The organism is Actinomycetes bacterium (genome assembly GCA_022396035.1).
Taxonomy (GTDB): Bacteria; Actinomycetota; Humimicrobiia; order Humimicrobiales; family Humimicrobiaceae; genus Halolacustris.
Map to the genome: position 1 here is coordinate 72438 of JAIOXO010000003.1, position 22029 is coordinate 94466.

Below are 22029 nucleotides of genomic sequence, written 5' to 3' on the forward strand. Positions count from 1 at the left end.
ATTACTATTTCTTAATCATTGATTTTACAATATCTGCCCTGGTAATTATGCCTACCAGTTTCTTATCTTTATTTATAACCGGCACCCGGTTTATATCGTTCTCGGTCATAGCATTGGCAATTTGATTAACCGGAGTATCTTCATCTACAGAAACCACTTCTGCAGTCATTATGTCTTCAACCCTGGTTGCCAGATGTTTTTTTAAACTCTTCTTGAATTTGGACAGGCTCTCCAGATAGATTATGCTGTCCAGAAGCTTAAAATAGTGGGGGAAATGAAGATCAGTATCCTGGATGATAATATCACCCTCGGTTACAATCCCTACCATCTGGTCCTTATCCATTACCGGTACCCCGCTGATCCTGTTTTCCACCAGCAACTGGGACAACTGGTCTATGGAAGCATCCCTGTCTATAGTTATTACATCTTTGTTCATTATTTCTCTAGCTAATTTTTCTGCCATCATTCACTCCTCATATATTATTTTTTCCAGCTTTAAAAAAACCTTCTTTATGCCTTCCAGCAGATCGGTAGCCACCATAGAGGTTCTGCTGGTCTGCCTGGATATCATATCTGAAGCCAGTCCATGTATATAGGTACCGCAGACAGCAGCATTAAAGTTATCCATGCCCTGGCATATCAAAGATGAAATTATACCGGTTAATATATCTCCGGTCCCCGCAGTGGAGAGCGCCCAGTCACCGGTATTGTTTATAAAAGTAGTTCCATCCTGCTTGGTTATAAGGGTGCGTGCGCCTTTTAGCACTGACACCAGATTAAACTTTCCGGCTGCCTCTATATTCACTTCATACCTCTGCTCCAGAGCAATCCTGTTCATGCCCATTATCAAGGACAGCTCCCCTGCATGGGGAGTAATAATGACATGGGAAAAATCCGGATACTGGTCGTTGTTTACCTCACGGACCCCATATATGGCTGCCAGCCCGTCTGCATCCAGTACTGTTGGTTTATGGACCCTTTTGAGTAACTCCCTTACCAGCCTTATGGTGCTTGAATTCTTGGATATGCCCGGGCCAATAGCCAGGGCATCATATTTGGAGCTTAATTCCACAATTTCTTCCAGGCTGTCGTAATGGATAGACAAATCATCAGTCTGATCAACAGGATAAGTCATCACCTCGGTAAGCTTCTGCTCCAATATGGGGTTAAGCTCCCAGGGACAGACCAGGGTAACCAGACCCGCTCCTGCCCTCATGGCAGAGTTGCAGGTCATGGTTGCCGCTCCGGTAAGACCTACCGATCCAGCCACCACCAGCAATTTTCCCACACTGTGCTTGTAGGACCAGGCCTTTCTCCGGGGCAGTCTTGAGCCCACCCAGTCCATGCCGGTTTCAAATATCTGCTCATACTGCTCAAAATATTTTTCAGGTATTCCTATATCTACAACCTTTACCCTGCCCGCATAACCAGCACCGGGATAGTTCAGCAGTCCCAGTTTTTTGCACCCGAAAGTAATGGTAGCATCAGCCTTTATGGCCACCCCCAGAACCTTGCCGTTATCGGAATCAATACCGGAAGGGATATCAACAGAGTAAACTGCCTTTTTCCTGTCATTTATAGTCTCTATTATCTTCTTGGCCGGGCCATATATGTCTTTTCCATGCAGCCCGGTTCCAAAGATAGCATCGATTACAAAATAAGCTGTGTCCAGTTCCTGCAAAAAATAATCCCAGGATTGACTGTTTTCAACATTGAGGAAAAAAACATGCTCCGGGGCCATCTGGTTCAGCTGTTCAAAATAATGGGCTGAATCGCTGCTGAACTTTTCAGTAGGAGTAATATAGAAAACCTTAACCTCAATCTGGGACTTGATAAGGTCACTGGCAGCCACAAAACCATCGCCGCCATTATTGCCGCCTCCACATACCACTACACCGGCAGCATTCTTCTTTCCCTTCAATTCGGCCTTCACCGCTTTGGCCACACTGCTGCCCGCATTTTGCATCAGCCGCCTGGAATCAACGCCGTCCTGGATACACCGGGAATCTATCTCTGCTATCCTGCTCCCTTTTAATACTCTATTCATATAAACCATCCTCAGTTTGGGTTTAAGGATATTATAACAAAAAATCTGGCGATAAATTAAAACTTATTGTTTAATGGAAACCGCAAAGGCCACGGCATAATCCCTGGTAGCAGATATTGAGACCTCTACCTTCTTTATTTCTAACTGTTCCAGCAGCAAGGCACCCCTGCCAGAGATGGTCACCCCGGGCTTATCCGGGCCCAGTATTTCAATATCCAGAAACGATAATCTGGATCCCAGGCCGGTCCCCAGGGCTTTAGCCACTGCCTCTTTGGCAGCAAACCGGGCAGCAAAGCTCTGCCACATTTCCCTGCCCCTGCTTCTGCAATAACTAATCTCCTGGGGAGTAAATACCCGGGCGGCAAATGACCGGGTATCCCTGATAGCCTTGCCTACTCTCTCCACCTCTATAATATCAGTACCCACGCCATATATATCCATGGTTACTCCACGGTAACGCTTTTTGCCAGATTCCTGGGCTGGTCAACATCCCGGCCCAGTTTCTTGGCAATATAGTAAGAATACAGCTGCAAAGGAACCACGGTAAGAATTCCTGACAGCTCCTGGCATATTTTTGGAATACCAAAGCAATAATCTACATAATTTCTTAGTTCCTGGTTGCCCTCAGTGGTAATTGAAAACAGGGTAGCCTTTCTGGCCCTTGCTTCCTGGATATTTCCCAGTATTTTTTCATATACCAGGTCTCTGGGCATAACGCCCACCACTACTGTGTTCCGGTCGGTTAAAGCAATGGGCCCATGCTTCATCTCCCCTGAGGGATAACCCTCAGCATGGATATAGCTAACCTCTTTTAACTTCAGGGCTCCTTCCAGAGCCATGGGCAGCCCGTAGATCCTGCCCAGAAATAAAAAACATCCAAACTTGAAAGTTTTGTCAGCTATCTTCTTGATCTCCCGGCTGTTATCCAGTATCTGCTGTACCTTATCCGGCACTGCCAGCATCTCCTGTACCAAGTCCTGGTACTGCCCGGAGGAAATGGTGCCCCTTATATGCCCAAAATAGAGGGCCATAAGATATATAACCACCAGCTGGGCGGTAAAGGTCTTGGTGGCACAAACCCCAATCTCGGGACCGGCATGAGTGTATATGACTGAATCCGATTCCCGGGCAATGGTGCTGCCCACCACATTGGTAATAGCTGCCACCTTTGCCCCCTTGATTCTGGCCTCCCTTACCGCTGCCAGGGTATCAATGGTTTCTCCTGATTGGGTTATAGCTACAAACAGGCAGTTATCCTCCACCATGGGATCCCGATACCTGTATTCGGAACTATAATCTATCTCCACCGGTATCCGGGCCCACTTCTCTATCACCTGTTTACCTACCATTGCAGCATGGTAGGAGGTTCCACAGGCTATGATTTGTATTTTCTTAAGTTCAGATATCTGTTTTTTATCCAGCCCCAGTTCCCCAAAATCAAGTTCTCCATCTACCAACCGGCCCCTCATAGTCTCCTTTATGCCGTAGGGCTGTTCAAAAATTTCCTTTAACATAAAATCTGCATATCCTGCTTTCTCTGCGCTCTGGATACTCCAGTTAACTTTAAAAGGCTTCCTGGATACCTTCCTGCCCTCCCGGTCAAAAATCTCTACCCTTTTGGGGGTGACCCTTACTGTTTCATAGTCCTCTATAATCAGGAAAGTCCGGGTATGTTCCAGCACTGCCGGCATATCCGAGGCCAGAAAATTACCGCTGCCGGAAATCCCCACCACCAGTGGACTGGCAATTCTGGCTGCTATAAGCTGGGCCGGACTGTCCGTGCTGACCGCCACTATGGCCCCGGAGCCCTTTATTTTGCCCACAACCTTCTGCATGGCCGGTAACAGATCCCCCTCATTATATTTTTCCAGTAGATGGGCCAGCACCTCGGTATCGGTCTGGGAAACAAATTTATGCCCTTCAGCCTCCAGCTCAGTTTTTAGCTGCTGGTAATTTTCTATAATACCATTATGCACCACCGCAATCCTGCCGCTGCAGTCCAGGTGGGGATGGGCGTTTTCCCTGCTGGGTTCCCCGTGGGTAGCCCATCGGGTATGGCCTATCCCACAATGTCCGTCTACACTTACTCTTTCCAGCTGGGCCTCCAGCTCCCTTATTTTGCCTGCTTCCTTTACTACCTCCAGCAAAGGAGTCTTTTTGTCATCACCAGTGACTGCTATGCCTGCCGAATCATAACCCCTGTATTCAAGTCTCCTTAAGCCATCGATTAATATTTGCCGGCAATTCTTTCTGCCCGTATACGCTACTATTCCACACATTAATTTCCTCCTGTTAACAATCCTTCCGTCTATATTTACAGGTTATGTAATAAACCTTGCCCCCAGGTTTGCTGTATTCATTAGTACTGGCGGCCAATATAATTTTTATAAACAAAGGGAGAAGTCATAATTGATAATAGACTATAATAATTTATATTAAAAGAAATCTTACCCCCCATGGCCAGCTTCCTGCCGTTAATTGGCTGTATAACCGTATGGTCGCTGCTCTGCCCCACTACTTTTATGCTGTCATCTACCGGGCATAAATTATCAGCATCAGCATCCTGGGCCCCCAGAGCAAGTATAGCCTTATTACCGCTGCGCTTGACCTCTATAATCTCTGCCTCCAGGCAAAAACTATCATTATAGGCGCCCTCAATCTTATTATAGCCCACAGTTTCATGGCCTAAAAGTATGGCTTCTCCTATCCTTAACTGGTTTATCTCCTCGGGGATCTGTCCTGAAAATACCTGCTTTAGAAGGCTTGAGTTTCCTCCTGATAACACCGGAATATGCTTCCCTGTTGAAGCCCTGATTTCTCTCTGTAAAGTAGACAGCACAAAAAGGCTGTTATAGGTAGGCTTCTTGCTGGATATGCAGCGTGCATTAGTTCCCAGACTGGCTATATTAACATGCGACAGCCTGAAGACTTTCCTGCAAAAGGGCAGCACCTGCGAAGGTAACAGACCCTCCCTGAGATCATCGGTATCCAGCATAACCATTATGGAATGGGTTATGTTTTTCTTCCGGCAAACCTTATTTATAGCCCTGGCCACCTCAATCTGAGTACAGGCACTTACATCACATATTTCGGCAGTCTGTTCAGCCTCGCTGAGCATTGGGCTCCGGAGCTGCATCAGCCGGTAATGGTTAAAATTCTTTTTTAAAAGCTTGAGGTTCTTTAGCCTGCTGTCTCCCAGCGTCTCAATTTTGGAGCTGGTAATAGCAGCTGTAATTACCGGATCAGCAAGAACACTTTTAGTAACAGCAACGACCGATATACCCTGGCCGGCACATCGGTCGCAAATAATCTTCGCATTATGGGCTATCTTATCTGTATAAATGTTTAACTTAGGAAATTCCACCAAACAATTATTACCTCTTTGAGAACTGAGGTCTCTTTCTAGCTTTCTTCAGACCGTATTTCTTTCTTTCCTTCTCACGAGGATCCCTGGTAAGCATTCCTTCTTTTTTAAGAATAGGCCTGTATTCAGCATTAATTTCAAGTAAGGCCCTGGATATACCATGCTTTAAAGCATCAGCCTGAGCACTCACTCCTCCGCCGGTAATGCTGGCAAGAACATTATAGGCACTGTCGGTACCAGTTAACTTCATGGGTTCTTTTATTCTAATAACCAGCGACTGTAGTGGAAAATAGTCTTCCAGTTCTCTCTTATTTATATTTATCTTTCCATCACCAGGAACCAGCCTTACTTTGGCTATTGCTCCCTTTCTTCTTCCAGTAGCATAATAACATACACTGTCTGCCAACTTCTATTCCTCCTCAAATCTCTATTTTTTCAGGTTTCTGGGCCTGATGCGTGTGATTATCATCAGCATAAACCTTTAACTTTTTAAAAATTTGCCTGCCCAGTCTATTATGGGGAAGCATACCCTTTACAGCTAAACTTACTACCTGTTGGGGCTTCCTGTTCATCTTCTCTTCCAGAGTTTCCGTCTTAAGATTTCCTACATAGCCGGAATGCCTGTAGTATTTTTTCTGCTTCAGCTTATCTCCGGTAACCTTTATGCCTTTTGCATTTATAACTATTACATAATCCCCGCAATCCACATTGGGAGTAAAAATGGGCTTATCCTTACCCCTCAAAAGCCTGGCTGCCACTGTAGCCAGCCTTCCCAGAGTTTTGCCCTGAGCATCGATTATGTACCATTTTCTTTCTATTTCTTCCTTTTTTGCATGAAAAGTTTTAAATCCCAATTCCGTCATTATCTTCCTCCAATCAGTATAAGACCTTGGTCAGGAACAACCCCTTCGCCGGGGCGGTTTTACCAGCCAGCTCCCTTTCCCTTGCCTCTAATGCCTTGTGGATAGATTCCAGAGACCTCAGTCCCTTTCCCAGCTCCAGTAAGGTACCCACTATAATCCTCACCATATTATATAAAAAGGAGCTTCCTTCTATCCTGAAAATTATTAAATTATCAATATTTCTTATAATATCCAACCCATATATTATACGGATTGTGCTTCCATACTCACCCTGGTTGCCAAAAGCCTTGAAATCTTTCTTGCCCTGTAACAGGCCGGCCGCTTTCTTCATCAGATCCAGGTCCAATTTCTGGGTAACCATTATGCTGTATCTCTTTAAGAAAACACTTTGCACCCTATCATTTACCACATAATAGCTGTACTGCCTTCTCACCGCGTCTCTTCTGGCATCAAACTCATCTTCCGCCGGGCTGATATCCATTATGGATATATCATGGGGTAAAACACAATTCAGCGACCATTTGAACCGGCCAATATCCTGGTGGCTGCCAAGCTTGAAATTTATCACCTGGTGCAAAGCATGAACCCCCGCATCGGTCCTTCCTGCATACTTTATGCTGACCTCATTACCGGTTACTGCCGCAATAGCCTGCTGGATGCAGCCCTGTATGGTAGCCACACCTTCAGGCTGGATTTGAAACCCACAGTACTCTGTACCATCGTATTCAACCACAGCCCTGTAATTTACCATGGTTATCCCAGCCCATCTGTTGTCAAATTAACTATTCTATCAGTTCCATAATAACCACCTGAGCGTTATCACCCACCCGGTTCTTAAGCTTAAGAATCCTGGTATATCCGCTGGAACGTTCATAGGCAGCTGGCACCACTTTGTCAAAAAGCATCTGTACCGCCTTGTAATTGCTTAAAAGCTTAAGGCAGCGCCTTCTGGCTGCCAGGTCGTCTTTCTTAGCAGTGGTTATTAATTTATCCACAAACCCTCTTAACAGCTTAGCTTTGGGGAGGGTTGTTTTTATTCTGCCATGCTCAAACAGGGAAATAGCCATATTGGCCATCATCGCCTTCTGATGGCTGCTATCCTGCCCAAACCTGGGCCCTTTTTTTGGTACTACCATATCCTATCTTCTCCTGATTTAACTATTTTTTCTTAAAGGATAAACCTAAGTCCTTTACTTTATCTTTTACTTCCTGAATTGACTTCTGCCCAAAATTCCTTATATCCAGCAGTTCATCTTCACTATAATTTAGAAGCTTCTCCACTGTATCAATTCCTTCTCTTTTCAGGCAGTTATAAGCCCTTACCGATAACTCCAACTCCTCTATGGAAGGATAGGAAGGCTTCTCTTCTTCTTCCTTAACCTCCTCAAAGATGGGATCATCTTTGTTGTTATTATCAGAAAGGTCAATAAGCAAGGCCATATAATCATTTATAATCTTGGATGCCTGGCTTAAGGCATCTTCCGGTTTAACACTGCCATTGGTAGTTATATCCAGAACCAGCCGGTCAAAGTTGGTCATCTGCCCCACCCTGGTATTTTCCACCTTAAAAGAAACCTTCTTTATGGGTGAAAATATGGTATCCAGAGGAACTACACCGATGGGATCGCCTTCCACTGAATTTTCCGCAGAGGTCTTATACCCCTTGCCCTTTTCCAGTATCAGTTCTGCTTTTAACTCGCTATCCTTGCTCAGAGTAGCCAGATAAGTATCAGGATTTATAATTTCAACTTCGGAACTTAACTTAATATCAGTAGCCTTTACCGCAGCAGCTCCCTTTTTGGACAGCTTTAGCTTTACCGGCTCCTCGGAATCCATCTTAAATACCACGCCTTTTAAATTGGCAACAAACTCCAGTATGTCCTCTTTCATCCCCTTAAGGGTAGAGAACTCATGCTTTACATCCTCCAATTTAATCCTGGTTATGCCCACTCCCTCAATAGATGAAAGCAGCACTCTTCTTATGGAATTGCCCAGAGTATGCCCGAATCCTCTTTCCAGAGGTTCTACCATAAACTGGCCATTATAATCGTCTGTATGTTTAACTGTAACTTTTGGTTTTTGCATTTTAAGCAATTTAAATCTACCTCCCAAGCTTAAATATTCTACTTAGAATACAGCTCTATAATTATACGCTCATTAATAGGTACCTTTATCTCTTCCCTGGTAGGAACCCGCAGGCATTTTCCCTTAAGCTGGTTTAAATCAACCTCCAGCCAATCCGGAGGGGTCAGGCTGGCTGCACTCTCTTTAGCTTCCAGAACAGGGACAATATCCTTGCTCTTATCAGCTATGCTTATCTCCTGATTTTCCTTTACCTGATATGAAGGTATATCTACAACTTTGCCATCCACCGTTACATGGCCGTGGCCGACCAGCTGCTTGGCCTGTATTCTGGAAGAGGCCAGCCCTATAAGATATAATACATTATCCAGCCTGGTCTCTAAAAGCTGCAGCAGTATTTCACCGGTAATCCCCTTTTTCTTAACTGCCTGCTCGTAATAATTTCTAAATTGTCTCTCTCTCAGGCCATAATACCTCTTTGCCTTCTGTTTCTCTCTTAACTGAGAATAGTACTCGCTCTCTATGGTCCTTCTCTTGGCTTTTTCCCCAGGTACATAGGGCTTTCTCTCCATAGCACACTTATCAGTAAAGCACCTCTGGCCTTTTAAAAACAATTTTTGTTTTTCTCTCCTGCAGAGTTTGCAGGGTGAACCAATTTTATTAGTCATGTCCTTGTAACTCCTTTATTTATTCTACACTCTTCTTCTCTTTGGCAACCTGCACCCATTATGAGGTACAGGAGTTACATCAGTGATGTTTCCAATCTCAATACCTGCAGCCTGCAGAGATCTTACTGCAGTTTCTCTGCCTGATCCTACGCCCTTTACCCTTACATCTACCTTGCTTATCCCGTGTTCCTGGGCTTCCCTGGCTACTTCATTGGCTGTAATCTGGGCTGCAAAGGGAGTACTTTTTCTGGAGCCTTTAAACCCCTTTCCTCCTGCACTGCCCCAGGCAATGGTATTGCCGTTCTGATCAGTGATATTAACAATGGTATTGTTAAAAGTAGACTGTACATGGGCTATTCCATAAGCAATATTTTTTCGCTCTTTTTTTCTTAACCTTCTTTTAGTGGTTTTTTTAGCCAAAACCTTTACCTCCTAATTAACCTGTTTTTTGCTTCTTCCTGATGCCTACGCCACGTTTTCTGCCCTTCCTGGTTCTGGCGTTGGTATGGGTCCTCTGACCCCTCACCGGAAGACCTCTTTTATGCCTGATGCCTTTATAAGAGTTGATCTCTATAAGTCTCTTAATATTCTGGGTCACTTCTCTTCTCAGATCGCCTTCCACCTTAACATTGGTATCTATATACTCCCTTATTCTGGCAACCTCATCCTCGCTTAAATCCTTGGTCTTTAAGCTTTTGTCTATTTTTAGATCTTCCAAAATCTTATTTGCCTTGGATCTTCCAATCCCAAAGATATAGGTTAATGAAATACTTATATGCTTATCCCTTGGAATATCTATGCCTGCTATTCTAGCCAACTTTTAACCTCCTTAACCCTGTCTCTGTTTATGCCGAGGGTTCTTACAGATAACCATAACCCTGCCCTCTCTTTTTATAATTTTGCAATCATTGCAAATTTTTTTAACAGATGGTTTCACTTTCATTTTGCTAACCTCTTTTATTAAATTATTTCTTCCTGTATGTAATTCTGCCCCTGCTCAAATCATAGGGAGAGATCTCTACCTTTACCGTATCTCCAGGCAAGATCTTAATATAATGCATCCTCATCTTACCGGATATATGGGCCAGTATCTTGTGACCATTATCCAACTCCACCCTAAACATAGCATTGGGCAAAGCTTCCAGTATAGTACCTTCTGCTTCTATAATGCCTTCTTTTTTACTAATCTTATTCCCCTTTTTAATTTATCCAAAGCGCAAATATGTAGATTACCAAAAAATTAAACCTATGTCCACATATTTTTTTAAATCCTGGAAAGCACCATGGGCTCTCCGTCAGTTATAGCAACCATATCCTCAATATGGCAGGAAGTGCTCCCGTCTTCGGTAACCACCGTCCAGCCATCGTCTAAAACCTTAACCCCGCTGCCCCCTGTATTGAGCATGGGCTCTATAGCAAATACCATTCCTGCCTTAAGTTTGGGTCCCTGCCCCGGAGGGCCGTAATTGAGTATCTGGGGATCTTCATGCATGTTCTTGCCAATACCGTGACCCACAAAATCCTTAACCACCGAAAAACCGTCCCTCTTGGCCCTTTCTTCTATCTGATGAGAAAGATCTGAAAGCCGGTCCCCTATCCTGCATTGTTCGATACTCAAGTCAAGGGCTCCTTTGGTAGCCTGCCACAGCCGCCTGGTGACTTTTTTTACATCCCCCACCAAAAAACTCCGGGCTGCATCACCAAAAAAACCATCCAGTTTTACCCCTACATCTATGGATACCAGGTCCCCATCCTTTATTTTTCTCTTGCCGGGTATCCCGTGCACCACTTCATCATTTATAGATGCACATATACTGCTGGGAAAAGGTACGCTGCTTATCCTTCCCTTATAGCCTTTAAAAGCAGGAATGCCTCCCCGGTTGGAAATTATTTTTTCCGCAACCTTGTCCAGGTGTCCGGTAGTCATGCCCGGTTCTATTATATCCTCAATTTTTAAAAGAACTTCTGCCACCACCCGGGCAGCTTTTTTCATTTTCTCAATCTCTTCAACAGACTTGCATATTATCATAGACTCCCCAGAATCCTCTCCGTAACCTCGGAAAGGGAAGCCTCCCCGTCAATATCAACCAAAATGTCCCTATCCCGGTAATAGTTTATAAGGGGCTCGGTCTGCTGGCTGTAGACATCCAGCCTTTTTTCTATTACCTCTACATTATCATCTTTTCTCTTAATCAGCTTCTGCCCGCAATCAGGACATTTAGACTGCCCACCTTCCTCCATGGTGGACACCTGCCTGCAATCAGGGCAGATCCCCCTGGATGTGAGCCTGCTTATAACTTCCTGTCTGCCAACATCAATATTTATAACCTTATCCACAGATAAACTCAGTGCTTTAAACCTGTTTTCCAACATCCTGGCCTGGGCCAGATTCCTGGGAAAACCATCCAGTATAAACCCGCGACTGGCTTCAGGACCGCTTATTTGCAGCTCTATAATCTCTATAATCAGTTCATCCGGTACCAGCTTTCCGGTCTCTACATATTCCCTGGCCTTATTTCCCAGCTGGCTTCCAGTCTTTATCTCTTTCCTTAAAATATCTCCGGTAGATATATGAGGTATCTTAAATTTTTCTGCTATCTTCTGAGCCTGGGTGCCCTTTCCGGCCCCGGGAGGCCCTAACAGTATAGCTATCATTTCAGAAACCCCTCATAATCTCTCATGGTCAACTGAGACTCCAGCTGCCTCATGGTATCCAGGGCTACACCTACAGCAATAATTATTGAAGTGCCTCCAAACTGGAAAGGCAGCTGCATATAATTAATTAAAAGCTCCGGCATCAAAGCCACCAAGGCCAAAAATATAGCCCCGGGAAGGGTAATCCTGTTCAATATATTGGTAAGATAATCAGCAGTATTCTTGCCCGGCCTGATTCCCGGTATAAATCCGCCATATTTCCTTAAGTTATCAGCAGTATCTATAGGATTAAAAGTTATGGCTGTATAGAAATAAGCAAAGAATATAATCAGTAAAGTATAAACCACCGCATATATAGGATTCAATCCACCCTCGGTAGTAGCACTGAGTGCCTGGGCAAAAGACTGTATAAACTGGTTGGGAATAAACTGGGCAATAGTAGCCGGAAACAGCAGCACTGAAACAGCAAATATAATTGGCATTACCCCGGACTGGTTAACCTTGAGCGGTATATAGGTACTCTGGCCCCCAAAAACCTTTCTGCCTACCACTCTTTTGGCATACTGTACCGGTATCCTTCTTTCTCCCTGCTGAATCATTATAACTGCCATAACCACCCCCACAGAGATCAGCAGGAATAATATAATATACACTATATCGCCGCCCCTCAGCCTGAATAAGCTTATAAACTGGCCGGGAAGCCTGGAAACAATAGACGCAAATATAATCAGGGAAATTCCATTTCCTATACCATGCACATTTATAAGCTCGCCCAGCCACATAATTATGGTGGTACCAGCAGTAAGAGTTAACACTATAAGGGACACATGCATAAAATCAAACTGGGGTATGGCCCCAAAGCCCCTGAAATAAAAAACCATGGCTACGGACTGAACCAGCGCTAGTCCGGCAGTAAGGTACCTGGAAATCTGGTTAATCTTCCTCCTGCCTACTTCGCCCTGCTTGGCCAGCATCTCCAGCTTGGGTATTACTACCTGCAGCAGCTGCATGATAATGGTAGCGGTAATATAGGGCATAATACCCAGAGAAAAAACCGCAAACCTGCCCAGGGCTCCACCGGAGAACAGATCCATCATTCCTATAACCCCGGTTTCTACCTGGCTGGTTATAACCGAAGCATCAACCCCAGGAACCGTAATGGTCCCGCCAAAGCTGTAAATAGCCAAAATGCCAATGGTGAAAAGGATTTTATTCCTTATCTCCTTTATCCTAAAGGCGGTAAGTATGGCCTTAAACATGTTTTATAACCTCCGCTTTACCCCCGGCTTTTTCAATCTTTTCCTTAGCCGACTGGCTAAAGCAGTCAGCCTTGACGGTAATGCTTTTAGTTATATCTCCATCTCCCAGCACCTTGACCATCCTGTTCCTTTTAAGAAGAAGGCCTGCCTTCTGCAGCTGATCATAATCAATTACTGAATCCTGGTCAAACCTTTCCAGGTCACCTACATTTAATACGTTATAAACTTTCTTTCTGGTATTTTTAAAACCCTTCAGATGAGGCAGTCTCCTCTGCAAAGGCATCTGGCCGCCTTCAAAGCCGATTCTGGTTTTACCTCCTGAACGGCACAGCTGGCCCTTGGTACCCCTACCCGAAGTAGTACCATGCCCAGAGCCGTCGCCCCTGCCCACTCTCTTTTTAGGTTTCAATGTACCTTTTGGCGGTTTTATGTCACAAAGTTTCACTTGTATTTACCTCCGATTTAATTAGCTCTCATTTTTTTTATCTGTTCAGGTGTCTTCAGTGACTTAAGTCCACTGACCGTAGCATTTACAATGCTTAATGCATTGGGGCTGCCCAGAGATTTGGTAAGAATATTCCTAACCCCGCCCAGCTCCAATACTGCCCTCACCGGGCCACCGGCGATAACTCCGGTACCTTCTGAAGCCGGTTTCATAAATACATGTCCAGCACCATAACGTCCATTTACTTCATATGGTATAGTGCCTTCAATCAGCGGCAACTCAAACATATTTTTCTTGGCATTATTAACACCTTTTCTTATAGCTATGGCAACTTCATTTCCCTTTCCATAGCCTACTCCTACCTTGCCGCTCATATCTCCAACAGCTACCAGGGCACTGAAACTAAATCTTCTTCCGCCCTTTACTACTTTGGCCACCCTGTTTATCTTTATTACTTTTTCACTTAATTCATTTGTATTGGCATTATCAGGCACTAAATTTCCTCCTTAAATTCCTTTAAAATTTCAATCCGCCTTTTCTGGCGCCATCAGCCAGAGCTTTTACTCTTCCGTGGTATTTAAACTTATTTTTATCAAAAGCTACTTCGCTTATTTTTTTCCCTTTAGCCAGCTCGGCAAGTTTCTGGCCAGTCCTGAAGCTTATATCTATCTTGCCCTTATCTTCAGATTTCGGTTCAATAACCTGGCTGGAAACGCCAATAACTGTATTTCCGGTCAAATCATCAATAATCTGTCCATAAATATGCTTGTTGCTTCTATAAACACAAAGCCTTGGTTTTACAGATCTTGACTGTACCTTATGCTTTGACCTTAATTTCCTTCTAAGCCCTCTATCTTTTCTTTCAATCTTTGTTTTCATTCTAACTCCTAAACCTTATTTACCAGTACCAGCAGTAATAGCAGCTTTACCCACTTTTTTCCTTACATATTCATTTTCGTATCTTATACCTTTGCCCTTATATGGTTCAGGTTTTCTTATGTCTCTAATATCTGCAGTAATCTTGCCCACCAGTTGCTTATCTATGCCCCTGACTATAATAGTGGTGTTATCGGGCACTTCAAAGGTTATACCGGATATCTGCTCTATCACCACCGGGTTTGAATACCCTACCATGATTTCCAGATTGTTACCCTTAACCGCAGCCCTGTAACCTACACCCACTATTTTCAAGGTCTTGCTAAAACCCTGGCTAACGCCAACCACTATATTATTGATAAGGCTCCTGTACAGCCCATACTTGGCCATATTCTGTTTGGTCATACTTTCAGGCTTAACCTTTATTTGATTATCCTCAACCACAACTTTTATACCTGAATCAACCTCAATTGAAAGTTCCCCTAATTTTCCCTTAACGGTAACTTTATTTTTCTTAATATCTACTTCAACGCCCTCCGGTACAGGAATGGGCCTTTTGCCAATTCTTGACACTTTACACAACCTTTCTTTCTACCAAATAAAGCACAGGATTTCTCCGCCTACGCCCTCTTTTTTAGCTTGCTTGTCAGTTAATATACCTTTAGATGTAGAAAGTACTACAGTCCCCAGACCGCCAAGCACCCTGGGTATCTCTCTGCTCTTGGTATAATTTCTAAGGCCTGGTTTGCTAATTCTTTTCAGTCCATTAATAGCACTGTTTCTTTCCTTATCATATTTAAGGTATATCCTTATAATCTCCAGGCCTGCATCCGACTGCCTGGTTTCCCTGCTCTTTACATAGCCTTCCTTCTCCAGGATGGCAGCAATATCCAACTTAAGTTTAGAAAAGGGCATATCCACCCAATCTAACTTAGCCTTACCTGCATTTCTTATTCTAGTTAACATATCCGCAACAGGATCTGTAACAGCCATTAAACCTCCTTTGTATTACCAGCTGGACTTGGTCAGCCCAGGGATTTTTCCCTCATGAGCCAATTCTCTTAAACATATCCTACATAGACCAAACTTCCTGTAGTAGGCTCTGCTGCGTCCACACCTATTACATCGGTTATACTGTCTGGTACTATATTTTTGTTCCTTTTGCTGTTTTTCTATTAAAGCTTTCTTAGCCAATCAAAACTCCTCCTATAAAACTATTATTTTCTAAAGGGAAACCCGAACCTGGAAAGCAAGCCTAATGCTTCTTCATCGCTCTGGGCAGTTGTATTTATAGTAATATTCATTCCCTTTACACTTAAAATACTGTCATAATCAATTTCTGGAAACACCAGCTGTTCCTTGATGCCCATGGTATAATTGCCGGAGCCGTCAAAACTCTTGGGTGAAAGGCCCCTGAAATCCTTTACCCTGGGCAAGGCAACATTCAGCAGCCGGTCCAAAAATTCATACATCCTGGCACCCCTCAAGGTAACCTTGCAGCCTATGGGATTGCCTTCCCTTACTTTGAACCCGGCTATTGATTTCCTGGCCTTGGTAATTACCGGTTTCTGGCCGGTAATCTTGGTTAAATCCTCAACTGCCGCCTCCAGCTCTTTTATATTCTCGGTAGCAACACCTACGCCCATATTTACACTGATCTTTTCCACCTTGGGCACTTCCATGATATTCTTATAGCCAAACTCCTTCTTGAGTTCTGCTATTATTTCTTCCTGGTATTGTTGTTTTAATCTTGGTTTCATTAATCCCACCTTGGCACTCATTTTATATCTGCTCTCCGCATTTTTTACAAACCCTGACTTTTTGCCCTGACTTGCCAATTTCAAAGCCTACCCTTGAAGGCTTATTACACTGAGGGCAAATCACTAATACATTAGAAATATTCAACGGGCCTTCCTTATTTATAATTCCTCCAGGTTCATTCTGGCTTTTAGCCCGGGTATGCCTTTTTATCATATTTATTCCCTCTACAAAGACCCGGCCATCAGACATATCTACTCTCAGCACCTTGCCTGTCTTGCCTCTATCCTTGCCCTGGATTACTTTTACCTTATCGTCTTTTTTTATCTTAAGCATCTTAATACACTCCTACACTACTTCCGGTGAAAGTGAAATAATTTTCATAAAATTTTTCTCTCTAAGCTCTCTGGCCACCGGACCAAAAATCCTGGTTCCCCTGGGATTATTCTGGGCATCAATTATAACCGCAGCATTATCATCAAACCTTATATTAGAGCCGTCTTTTCTCCGGTAAGACTTCTTGGATCTAACCAGAACCGCCCTTACGATTTCACTTTTTTTAACCACGCCTCCCGGAATAGCCTCCTTAACTGTAGCCACAAAGATATCACCAATCTTTGCATACCTTTTTCTGGAGCCACCGAGAACCTTAATGCATAATATCTTCCTTGCCCCTGTATTATCTGCCACCTTTACCATGGTCTCTGCTTGAATCATTTTCTCTACCCTTCTTTACTCAGCTTTCCTAATTATCTCCAGCAAACGCCACCTCTTGGTTTTGCTGATCGGCCTGGTTTCCATAATCTTTACTATATCGCCGATATTACAGGAATTCTCAGGATCCTCTACTTTAAACTTTTTAAACTTTTTCATAATTTTTTTATACAAAGGGTGTTTGTAGTGTGAGGCAACCTCAACCACTGCAGTTTTTTCCATCTGGTTATTTACTACAGTGCCAACCCTTTCTTTTCTCTTTCCTCTTTCCAACAATATCCCCCTTATTTACCGCTTTTCTTATTTATTCCTATTTCTTTTTCCCTAATCAGTGTATTTATAACCGCTACTTCCTTTTTAAGATTCTTAATCCTCATAGGGTTTTCAAGCTGGCCCGTGGCCTTCTGAAACTTAAGATTAAAAATGGTTTTTTTAACCTCTGATAATCTTTTCTCAAGTTCTTTAGTTGTCTGTTCCCTTAATTCATTAACTTTCATGTCTCACCTAGTACCGCTACTCTTTTATAAATTTGGTATCAATCGATAATTTATTGGAAGCCAGCCTGATGGCTTCTCTGGCTATCTCTTCACTTACCCCTGATAACTCAAACATGATCTTTCCAGGCTTAACCACTGCAACCCATTGCTCAGGCACACCTTTGCCTCCGCCCATCCTGGTTTCAGCCGGCTTTTTGGTAATTGGCTTATGGGGAAACACGTTTATCCAGACTTTTCCCCCTCTTTTAATGGATCTGGTCAGGGCAATCCTGGCAGCTTCTATCTGTTTGGAAGTTATCCATCCAGGCTCCAATGCCTGCAGCCCGTACTCACCAAAAGATAGCTTCAGCCCTCCCTTGGCAATACCTTTCATTCTGCCTCTCTGCACTTTTCTATGTTTTACCCTTTTAGGCATCAACATTGGTGACATTTTATACTCCTAACTTGAAACTTTTTCTTCTTTCCGTTTGGTCTCTGACGGCTCTTTTATTTTCTTCTTTTCTTCTTCTATATCTTCTTTATCCAGAATCCTGTCCCCCAGGTAAATCCACACCTTAACTCCAATTTTACCAAAGGTAGTATTAGCCTCAGCGAAACCATAATCTATATCCGCCCTCAAGGTATGTAGAGGTACTCTTCCCTCACGATACCATTCGGTCCTGGCCATTTCTGCGCCGCCCAATCTGCCCGAGCACTGCACCCTTATGCCTTTGGCTCCAGCCTTTATAGCCAGAGACACCGCTTTTTTCATGGCCCTTCTAAAACTTACCCTGCCCAGCAGCTGGGAGGCAATACTTTCTGCCACCAGCTTGGCAATAAGCTCGGGTTTTTTTATTTCCACAATATTTAACTGTATATTTTTATTAATCTCTTTTTCCAATAGAGCCCTGATATCATTAATGGTGCTGCCCTTCCTGCCTATAACAATCCCCGGCTTGGAGGTATATACATCAACCTTTACCTCTTCAGTGGTTCTCTCTATCTCTATGGAAGATATGCCTGCATTTTCCAGCTGGCCGTTTATAATCTTCCTGATATTCAAATCCTCATTAAGCAGCTGGGCATAGTCCTTAGTGGCAAACCATCTTGATTTCCAGTTCTTATTTATTCCTAGCCTCAGGCCATTGGGATTAACTTTTTGGCCCATTATCTTCTACCTCCTCTTGTTTTCCATCAGATACAAATACAGTAATATGAGAAGTTCTCTTTCTAATTCTGGTAGCTCTACCCCTGGCTCTTGGTCTGAACCTTTTAAGGGTAGGACCCTCATTTACAAATATTTTTGAAATAAACAAATCATCTTCTTCCATCCCATGGTTTTCAGTAGCATTAGCCGCAGCACTGTTTACTGCCTTCTTTACTACTGCTGCCCCCTTCTTGGGAGTAAAAGACAATAAATTTACAGCATCTTCTACTTTTTTATCTCTAACCAAATCAACCACCAGCCTGATCTTCTGCGGTGATATCCTTATAAATTTTTCCACGGCTTTAGCTTCCAACGCTTACTGCCTCCCTAATCAAACATTTATAATTAACTATTACTTCTTAACCGAAACCACTTTCTCGCTCTTCCCCTTAAACACATGGGGCCTTATGGACCTGGTGGGAGCAAACTCTCCCAGCTTATGGCCCACCATGGACTCAGATACAAATACCGGGATATGCCTTTTGCCATCATGCACAGCTATGGTATGGCCCACCATATCCGGAAATATGGTAGAGCTACGGGACCAAGTCTTGACTATTTTTTTCTCGCCCTTTTCATTCAGGTGCTCAATCTTAGCCAAAAGTTTTGGATCTGCAAAAGGCCCTTTCTTTAAAGACCTGGACATACGATTCCTCCTCAGCTACAAATTACTTTCTTCTCTTAACAATATATTTATTACTAGACTTATTCTTCTTACGGGTCCTGTAACCAAGAGTGGGCTTACCCCACGGAGACACAGGATCCCTTCCTGCACTTTTATTCTTTCCTTCTCCTCCACCATGAGGGTGGTCAATGGGATTCATGGCAGTTCCCCTGACTGTAGGCCTTACCCCCAGCCATCTTTTCTTTCCTGCTTTTCCCAGCCTTACAATCTCATGATCAACATTTCCTATCTGGCCGATAGCAGCCCGACAGGCCAGGCTGACCATTCTTACTTCTCCCGAGGGAAGTTTTATGCTGGCATAGCCTTCTTCTTTAGCTACCAGCTGGGCAGAGCTGCCGGCAGAACGAACAATTTCTGCACCCTTGCCTGCCTTAAGCTCAATATTATGTATAATTGTACCCGTAGGAATATTTTCCAGCGGGAGGCAATTACCCGGCTTAATATCAGCTTTAACACCTGACGTAACCGTATCTCCAACCTTCAGTTTCCTGGGCGCCACAATATATCTTTTCTCACCATCAGCATAATGCAGCAGCGCAATCCTGGCACTCCGGTTGGGATCATATTCTATAGCTGCCACTTTGGCCGGTACATTATCCTTTTTTCTCTTAAAATCTATTACCCTGTATAACCTTTTATGCCCACCACCGCTATGCCTGGTAGTAATCCTGCCATTATTATTCCTCCCCGCTTTTTTCTTAAGGGAAGAGGTCAGAGCTTTTTCAGGCCTCTTTTTGGCCAGCTCCGAAAAATCTGGTACAGTGGCCAGCCTCCTGCCAGGTGATGTAGGTTTATATTTTTTTAAAGCCAACTTTATTACCTCCAAAAACTATTTAAACTGTTTCAAAGAAATCTATCTTATCTTTTTCCCGCAGTGTAACCACTGCCTTCTTGCCTTTAGCACTCTTGCCCTCAGAACGACCCAGCCTCTTGGGTTTGGGTTTGGTATTCATGGTGCTGATATTCAGGACCTTAACCTTAAATATTTCCTCAATGGCCTTTTTTATCTGGGTTTTACTCGCCCTGAAATCTACATAAAAAGAATATCTGTTCTGCTGTACTACCCCATAGCTTTTTTCCGAAACCACAGGGCCTAATATTATATCCCTAGGATCTTGCATTGGTCAACCTCTCCATTAATTCAGTTAATGATTCCTTGGAAAAAACAATAACATCTGCAACCATCATCAAATAAGCATTAACCGATCTGGACGTAGCCATCTTCACATTGCTTATATTGGCAAATGATTTACCAACATGGTCATCCAGCTGGTTAAGAACCACCAGAACCTTGCTGTCTCCCAAACCCAACTTTTCTAACATCTGGGCTGCCTGCCTGGTGCTGGGCTTATCAAACTCAAGCTTACCCAAGACCCTGATCTGGTCCTGGTTAAATTTTTCCGATAAGGCTATCAGCTTGGACTTTTTTATCACTTTCTTATTCAGCTTAAAGGAATGATCCCTGGGCTTGGGGCCAAAAACCACCCCTCCACCTTTCCATATAGGTGACCTGTTGGTTCCAGCCCTGGCGTTACCGGTGCCCTTCTGTCTCCAGGGCTTTCGGCCTCCGCCCCTTACTTCACTCCTGGTTTTAGTGCTATGGGTACCAGCCCGCTGAGAAGCCAAAAACCTTCTAACTTCCTGATAAAGTACCTCATGATTGGCTTCCTGTTTTACCAGCTGATCATCAATATCTATTTTTTCTATCTCTTTTCCTTCAGAATCTATTACATTCAAGCTAGCCATTATTTTCTCCCATTAATTTAATTTTTGCAGGTAAACAATATTGCCCTTATTTCCAGGCACGCTTCCCTTTACTAAAATGAGGTTCTGTTCTGTAAGTATATCCACCACTTCAGAACCTTTAATAGTAACTGTGGCATTGCCCATTCTGCCCGGCATCTTCTTTCCCTTGTGAATACGGGCCGGCGTAGCGCACATTCCTACAGCACCAGGAATACGGTGAGAGTGCGAACCGTGGGACATTCTTCCCCTGTGGAAATTATGCCTCTTTATAACACCGGCAAAACCTTTTCCCTTGGAGGTGCCCTTGATCTTTATCTTATCTCCAACTTTAAAAACCGCTTCCGCTTCAATGCTGTCCCCAGGCTTAAAATCTTCAGCATCCTGAAGCCTTATCTCCTGGGCATATTTTTTAGGCTCAACATTTACTTTGCTGAATTCACCCTGCTTGGGTTTGTTTACCTTCTTTTTATCTACCTTGCCAAACGCTACCTTTAAGGCATGGTAGCCATCTTTTTCTTTATCCTTCACCTGAAGCACAACACAGGGCTCAGCCTCAATAGCCGTAACATATACAGCATTGCCGTTGTCTTTAAACACCTGCGTGGTGCCTATTTTTTTTCCATATATAGCATCTACCATTTTTCCACCACTTTCAAACTTTACAAAAAAGTAGTTATTATAATCAAATAACTATAGATTGCAACCCAGCTAAGACTTAATCTCTATATCCACACCTGCCGGCAAACTCAGCCTCATCAACAGGTCCACAGTCTTGGGGGTAGGATCCATTATGTCAATCAAACGCTTATGAACCCTTATTTCAAAATGCTCCCTTGAATCCTTATCCACATGGGGAGACTTTATCACGCAATAAAGATTTCTCTTGGTAGGCAGAGGAACTGGACCCAAAACCTTGGCCCCAGAATTTTCTGCTGTTTCCACAATCTTTCTTGCAGACTTATCTATTATTTCATGATCATAAGCCTTTAACTTTATTCTTATTTTCTGCCCAATTTTAGCCGCAGTCACTAATTTCCTCCTACTTTACTCTATTATCTTAGTAATACTTCCAGCCCCTATGGTCCTGCCGCCTTCACGTATGGCAAACCTTAAGCCCTCTTCCATAGCTATGGGGGCGATAAGCTTTACTTCCATCTCGGTATTATCACCGGGCATAACCATCT

39 protein-coding genes are annotated in these 22029 nt (G+C 43.6%); all 39 read right to left on the reverse strand.

Annotated elements, in window-relative coordinates; genetic code table 11:
- Positions 1-4: 4 nt before the first annotated feature.
- Entirely contained in the window at positions 5-463 is a 459-nt protein-coding gene (locus K9H14_02020; protein MCG9478968.1) for a CBS domain-containing protein, read from the reverse strand.
- Between the two features lie 3 nt (positions 464-466).
- Positions 467-2047 (reverse strand): NAD(P)H-hydrate dehydratase, encoded by a 1581-nt coding sequence (locus tag K9H14_02025; GenBank protein MCG9478969.1) that lies wholly within the window; start codon positions 2045-2047, stop codon positions 467-469.
- Between the two features lie 63 nt (positions 2048-2110).
- Entirely contained in the window at positions 2111-2488 is a 378-nt protein-coding gene (gene acpS, locus K9H14_02030) for a holo-ACP synthase (GenBank protein MCG9478970.1), read from the reverse strand.
- A 2-nt stretch (positions 2489-2490) separates the two neighbouring features.
- Positions 2491-4326: a glutamine--fructose-6-phosphate transaminase (isomerizing) gene (gene glmS / locus K9H14_02035; protein ID MCG9478971.1), complete on the reverse strand. Its 1836-nt coding sequence runs from the start codon at positions 4324-4326 to the stop codon at positions 2491-2493.
- Positions 4327-4406: 80 nt separating this feature from the next.
- Positions 4407-5411: an alanine racemase gene (locus K9H14_02040; GenBank protein ID MCG9478972.1), complete on the reverse strand. Its 1005-nt coding sequence runs from the start codon at positions 5409-5411 to the stop codon at positions 4407-4409.
- Positions 5412-5421: 10 nt separating this feature from the next.
- Positions 5422-5817, reverse strand: a complete 396-nt coding sequence (rpsI, locus tag K9H14_02045; protein ID MCG9478973.1) for a 30S ribosomal protein S9 — start codon at positions 5815-5817, stop codon at positions 5422-5424.
- Positions 5818-5830: 13 nt separating this feature from the next.
- Entirely contained in the window at positions 5831-6274 is a 444-nt protein-coding gene (rplM, locus tag K9H14_02050) for a 50S ribosomal protein L13 (GenBank protein ID MCG9478974.1), read from the reverse strand.
- Between the two features lie 13 nt (positions 6275-6287).
- Positions 6288-7025 (reverse strand): tRNA pseudouridine(38-40) synthase TruA, encoded by a 738-nt coding sequence (gene truA, locus K9H14_02055; protein ID MCG9478975.1) that lies wholly within the window; start codon positions 7023-7025, stop codon positions 6288-6290.
- A 31-nt stretch (positions 7026-7056) separates the two neighbouring features.
- The gene (rplQ, locus tag K9H14_02060; protein MCG9478976.1) at positions 7057-7410 is read right to left on the reverse strand and encodes a 50S ribosomal protein L17; all 354 of its coding nucleotides are present in this window, start codon (positions 7408-7410) and stop codon (positions 7057-7059) included.
- Between the two features lie 22 nt (positions 7411-7432).
- Positions 7433-8368, reverse strand: a complete 936-nt coding sequence (locus K9H14_02065; protein ID MCG9478977.1) for a DNA-directed RNA polymerase subunit alpha — start codon at positions 8366-8368, stop codon at positions 7433-7435.
- A 29-nt stretch (positions 8369-8397) separates the two neighbouring features.
- Entirely contained in the window at positions 8398-9024 is a 627-nt protein-coding gene (gene rpsD / locus K9H14_02070; protein MCG9478978.1) for a 30S ribosomal protein S4, read from the reverse strand.
- A gap of 24 nt (positions 9025-9048) precedes the next feature.
- The gene (rpsK, locus tag K9H14_02075) at positions 9049-9444 is read right to left on the reverse strand and encodes a 30S ribosomal protein S11 (GenBank protein MCG9478979.1); all 396 of its coding nucleotides are present in this window, start codon (positions 9442-9444) and stop codon (positions 9049-9051) included.
- Positions 9445-9460: 16 nt separating this feature from the next.
- Positions 9461-9841 (reverse strand): 30S ribosomal protein S13, encoded by a 381-nt coding sequence (gene rpsM, locus K9H14_02080; GenBank protein MCG9478980.1) that lies wholly within the window; start codon positions 9839-9841, stop codon positions 9461-9463.
- Between the two features lie 12 nt (positions 9842-9853).
- A complete protein-coding gene (rpmJ, locus tag K9H14_02085; GenBank protein ID MCG9478981.1) occupies positions 9854-9967 on the reverse strand; it encodes a 50S ribosomal protein L36 in 114 nt (37 codons plus the stop codon).
- A 22-nt stretch (positions 9968-9989) separates the two neighbouring features.
- Positions 9990-10211: a translation initiation factor IF-1 gene (gene infA / locus K9H14_02090; GenBank protein MCG9478982.1), complete on the reverse strand. Its 222-nt coding sequence runs from the start codon at positions 10209-10211 to the stop codon at positions 9990-9992.
- Between the two features lie 77 nt (positions 10212-10288).
- Positions 10289-11053 (reverse strand): type I methionyl aminopeptidase, encoded by a 765-nt coding sequence (map, locus tag K9H14_02095; GenBank protein MCG9478983.1) that lies wholly within the window; start codon positions 11051-11053, stop codon positions 10289-10291.
- The gene (locus K9H14_02100; GenBank protein MCG9478984.1) at positions 11050-11679 is read right to left on the reverse strand and encodes an adenylate kinase; all 630 of its coding nucleotides are present in this window, start codon (positions 11677-11679) and stop codon (positions 11050-11052) included. Before K9H14_02100 ends, map begins: the two co-directional genes overlap by 4 nt.
- Entirely contained in the window at positions 11676-12938 is a 1263-nt protein-coding gene (gene secY / locus K9H14_02105) for a preprotein translocase subunit SecY (protein ID MCG9478985.1), read from the reverse strand. The genes K9H14_02100 and secY overlap by 4 nt, the downstream gene beginning before the upstream one ends.
- Positions 12931-13383 carry a 50S ribosomal protein L15 gene (rplO, locus tag K9H14_02110; GenBank protein MCG9478986.1) on the reverse strand — a complete coding sequence of 151 codons (453 nt, stop codon included), beginning with the start codon at positions 13381-13383 and terminating at the stop codon, positions 12931-12933. Before rplO ends, secY begins: the two co-directional genes overlap by 8 nt.
- A gap of 17 nt (positions 13384-13400) precedes the next feature.
- Complete coding sequence (gene rpsE, locus K9H14_02115) at positions 13401-13877, reverse strand: 30S ribosomal protein S5 (protein ID MCG9478987.1); 477 nt, start codon at positions 13875-13877, stop codon at positions 13401-13403.
- Between the two features lie 22 nt (positions 13878-13899).
- Complete coding sequence (gene rplR / locus K9H14_02120) at positions 13900-14262, reverse strand: 50S ribosomal protein L18 (GenBank protein MCG9478988.1); 363 nt, start codon at positions 14260-14262, stop codon at positions 13900-13902.
- 15 nt (positions 14263-14277) lie between these two features.
- Positions 14278-14832 (reverse strand): 50S ribosomal protein L6, encoded by a 555-nt coding sequence (gene rplF, locus K9H14_02125; GenBank protein MCG9478989.1) that lies wholly within the window; start codon positions 14830-14832, stop codon positions 14278-14280.
- A gap of 18 nt (positions 14833-14850) precedes the next feature.
- Complete coding sequence (gene rpsH, locus K9H14_02130) at positions 14851-15252, reverse strand: 30S ribosomal protein S8 (GenBank protein MCG9478990.1); 402 nt, start codon at positions 15250-15252, stop codon at positions 14851-14853.
- A 15-nt stretch (positions 15253-15267) separates the two neighbouring features.
- Positions 15268-15453 (reverse strand): type Z 30S ribosomal protein S14, encoded by a 186-nt coding sequence (locus tag K9H14_02135; GenBank protein ID MCG9478991.1) that lies wholly within the window; start codon positions 15451-15453, stop codon positions 15268-15270.
- A 23-nt stretch (positions 15454-15476) separates the two neighbouring features.
- The gene (rplE, locus tag K9H14_02140; GenBank protein ID MCG9478992.1) at positions 15477-16019 is read right to left on the reverse strand and encodes a 50S ribosomal protein L5; all 543 of its coding nucleotides are present in this window, start codon (positions 16017-16019) and stop codon (positions 15477-15479) included.
- A gap of 22 nt (positions 16020-16041) precedes the next feature.
- Positions 16042-16353, reverse strand: coding sequence for a 50S ribosomal protein L24 (gene rplX, locus K9H14_02145; GenBank protein ID MCG9478993.1), 312 nt, complete (start codon positions 16351-16353; stop codon positions 16042-16044).
- Positions 16354-16365: 12 nt separating this feature from the next.
- Positions 16366-16734, reverse strand: a complete 369-nt coding sequence (rplN, locus tag K9H14_02150; protein ID MCG9478994.1) for a 50S ribosomal protein L14 — start codon at positions 16732-16734, stop codon at positions 16366-16368.
- Positions 16735-16749: 15 nt separating this feature from the next.
- Entirely contained in the window at positions 16750-17004 is a 255-nt protein-coding gene (gene rpsQ, locus K9H14_02155) for a 30S ribosomal protein S17 (GenBank protein MCG9478995.1), read from the reverse strand.
- An 11-nt stretch (positions 17005-17015) separates the two neighbouring features.
- On the reverse strand, positions 17016-17228 hold the full coding sequence (gene rpmC / locus K9H14_02160; protein ID MCG9478996.1) for a 50S ribosomal protein L29: 213 nt from the start codon (positions 17226-17228) through the stop codon (positions 17016-17018).
- Between the two features lie 16 nt (positions 17229-17244).
- A complete protein-coding gene (rplP, locus tag K9H14_02165) occupies positions 17245-17649 on the reverse strand; it encodes a 50S ribosomal protein L16 (protein ID MCG9478997.1) in 405 nt (134 codons plus the stop codon).
- A gap of 18 nt (positions 17650-17667) precedes the next feature.
- A complete protein-coding gene (gene rpsC, locus K9H14_02170; protein MCG9478998.1) occupies positions 17668-18375 on the reverse strand; it encodes a 30S ribosomal protein S3 in 708 nt (235 codons plus the stop codon).
- Positions 18359-18727 carry a 50S ribosomal protein L22 gene (rplV, locus tag K9H14_02175; protein MCG9478999.1) on the reverse strand — a complete coding sequence of 123 codons (369 nt, stop codon included), beginning with the start codon at positions 18725-18727 and terminating at the stop codon, positions 18359-18361. Before rplV ends, rpsC begins: the two co-directional genes overlap by 17 nt.
- A gap of 39 nt (positions 18728-18766) precedes the next feature.
- Positions 18767-19060: a 30S ribosomal protein S19 gene (rpsS, locus tag K9H14_02180; GenBank protein ID MCG9479000.1), complete on the reverse strand. Its 294-nt coding sequence runs from the start codon at positions 19058-19060 to the stop codon at positions 18767-18769.
- A gap of 22 nt (positions 19061-19082) precedes the next feature.
- The gene (rplB, locus tag K9H14_02185; GenBank protein MCG9479001.1) at positions 19083-19910 is read right to left on the reverse strand and encodes a 50S ribosomal protein L2; all 828 of its coding nucleotides are present in this window, start codon (positions 19908-19910) and stop codon (positions 19083-19085) included.
- Between the two features lie 22 nt (positions 19911-19932).
- A complete protein-coding gene (gene rplW, locus K9H14_02190) occupies positions 19933-20220 on the reverse strand; it encodes a 50S ribosomal protein L23 (protein MCG9479002.1) in 288 nt (95 codons plus the stop codon).
- Positions 20207-20845 (reverse strand): 50S ribosomal protein L4, encoded by a 639-nt coding sequence (gene rplD / locus K9H14_02195; protein MCG9479003.1) that lies wholly within the window; start codon positions 20843-20845, stop codon positions 20207-20209. The genes rplW and rplD overlap by 14 nt, the downstream gene beginning before the upstream one ends.
- Before the next feature lie 12 nt (positions 20846-20857).
- Positions 20858-21484 carry a 50S ribosomal protein L3 gene (gene rplC / locus K9H14_02200; GenBank protein MCG9479004.1) on the reverse strand — a complete coding sequence of 209 codons (627 nt, stop codon included), beginning with the start codon at positions 21482-21484 and terminating at the stop codon, positions 20858-20860.
- A gap of 69 nt (positions 21485-21553) precedes the next feature.
- Positions 21554-21859, reverse strand: coding sequence for a 30S ribosomal protein S10 (gene rpsJ, locus K9H14_02205; protein ID MCG9479005.1), 306 nt, complete (start codon positions 21857-21859; stop codon positions 21554-21556).
- A 30-nt stretch (positions 21860-21889) separates the two neighbouring features.
- A partial coding sequence (tuf, locus tag K9H14_02210) for an elongation factor Tu (GenBank protein ID MCG9479006.1) occupies positions 21890-22029 on the reverse strand: 140 nt, incomplete at its 5' end.

Excerpts from the sequence above, each read along its gene's own strand:
- K9H14_02020 (MCG9478968.1), bottom strand. The coding sequence starts at position 463 with ATGGCAGAAAAATTAGCTAGAGAAATAATGAACAAAGATGTAATAACT.
- K9H14_02025 (MCG9478969.1), bottom strand. The coding sequence starts at position 2,047 with ATGAATAGAGTATTAAAAGGGAGCAGGATAGCAGAGATAGATTCCCGG.
- acpS (MCG9478970.1), bottom strand. The coding sequence starts at position 2,488 with ATGGATATATATGGCGTGGGTACTGATATTATAGAGGTGGAGAGAGTA.
- glmS (MCG9478971.1), bottom strand. The coding sequence starts at position 4,326 with ATGTGTGGAATAGTAGCGTATACGGGCAGAAAGAATTGCCGGCAAATA.
- rplM (MCG9478974.1), bottom strand. The coding sequence starts at position 6,274 with ATGACGGAATTGGGATTTAAAACTTTTCATGCAAAAAAGGAAGAAATA.
- truA (MCG9478975.1), bottom strand. The coding sequence starts at position 7,025 with ATGGTAAATTACAGGGCTGTGGTTGAATACGATGGTACAGAGTACTGT.
- rplQ (MCG9478976.1), bottom strand. The coding sequence starts at position 7,410 with ATGGTAGTACCAAAAAAAGGGCCCAGGTTTGGGCAGGATAGCAGCCAT.
- rpsD (MCG9478978.1), bottom strand. The coding sequence starts at position 9,024 with ATGACTAATAAAATTGGTTCACCCTGCAAACTCTGCAGGAGAGAAAAA.
- rpmJ (MCG9478981.1), bottom strand. The coding sequence starts at position 9,967 with ATGAAAGTGAAACCATCTGTTAAAAAAATTTGCAATGATTGCAAAATT.
- map (MCG9478983.1), bottom strand. The coding sequence starts at position 11,053 with ATGATAATATGCAAGTCTGTTGAAGAGATTGAGAAAATGAAAAAAGCT.
- K9H14_02100 (MCG9478984.1), bottom strand. The coding sequence starts at position 11,679 with ATGATAGCTATACTGTTAGGGCCTCCCGGGGCCGGAAAGGGCACCCAG.
- secY (MCG9478985.1), bottom strand. The coding sequence starts at position 12,938 with ATGTTTAAGGCCATACTTACCGCCTTTAGGATAAAGGAGATAAGGAAT.
- rplR (MCG9478988.1), bottom strand. The coding sequence starts at position 14,262 with ATGAAAACAAAGATTGAAAGAAAAGATAGAGGGCTTAGAAGGAAATTA.
- rpsH (MCG9478990.1), bottom strand. The coding sequence starts at position 15,252 with ATGGCTGTTACAGATCCTGTTGCGGATATGTTAACTAGAATAAGAAAT.
- rplE (MCG9478992.1), bottom strand. The coding sequence starts at position 16,019 with ATGAAACCAAGATTAAAACAACAATACCAGGAAGAAATAATAGCAGAA.
- rplX (MCG9478993.1), bottom strand. The coding sequence starts at position 16,353 with ATGCTTAAGATAAAAAAAGACGATAAGGTAAAAGTAATCCAGGGCAAG.
- rplN (MCG9478994.1), bottom strand. The coding sequence starts at position 16,734 with ATGATTCAAGCAGAGACCATGGTAAAGGTGGCAGATAATACAGGGGCA.
- rpmC (MCG9478996.1), bottom strand. The coding sequence starts at position 17,228 with ATGAAAGTTAATGAATTAAGGGAACAGACAACTAAAGAACTTGAGAAA.
- rplP (MCG9478997.1), bottom strand. The coding sequence starts at position 17,649 with ATGTTGATGCCTAAAAGGGTAAAACATAGAAAAGTGCAGAGAGGCAGA.
- rpsC (MCG9478998.1), bottom strand. The coding sequence starts at position 18,375 with ATGGGCCAAAAAGTTAATCCCAATGGCCTGAGGCTAGGAATAAATAAG.
- rpsS (MCG9479000.1), bottom strand. The coding sequence starts at position 19,060 with ATGTCCAGGTCTTTAAAGAAAGGGCCTTTTGCAGATCCAAAACTTTTG.
- rplW (MCG9479002.1), bottom strand. The coding sequence starts at position 20,220 with ATGCAAGATCCTAGGGATATAATATTAGGCCCTGTGGTTTCGGAAAAA.
- rplD (MCG9479003.1), bottom strand. The coding sequence starts at position 20,845 with ATGGCTAGCTTGAATGTAATAGATTCTGAAGGAAAAGAGATAGAAAAA.
- rplC (MCG9479004.1), bottom strand. The coding sequence starts at position 21,484 with ATGGTAGATGCTATATATGGAAAAAAAATAGGCACCACGCAGGTGTTT.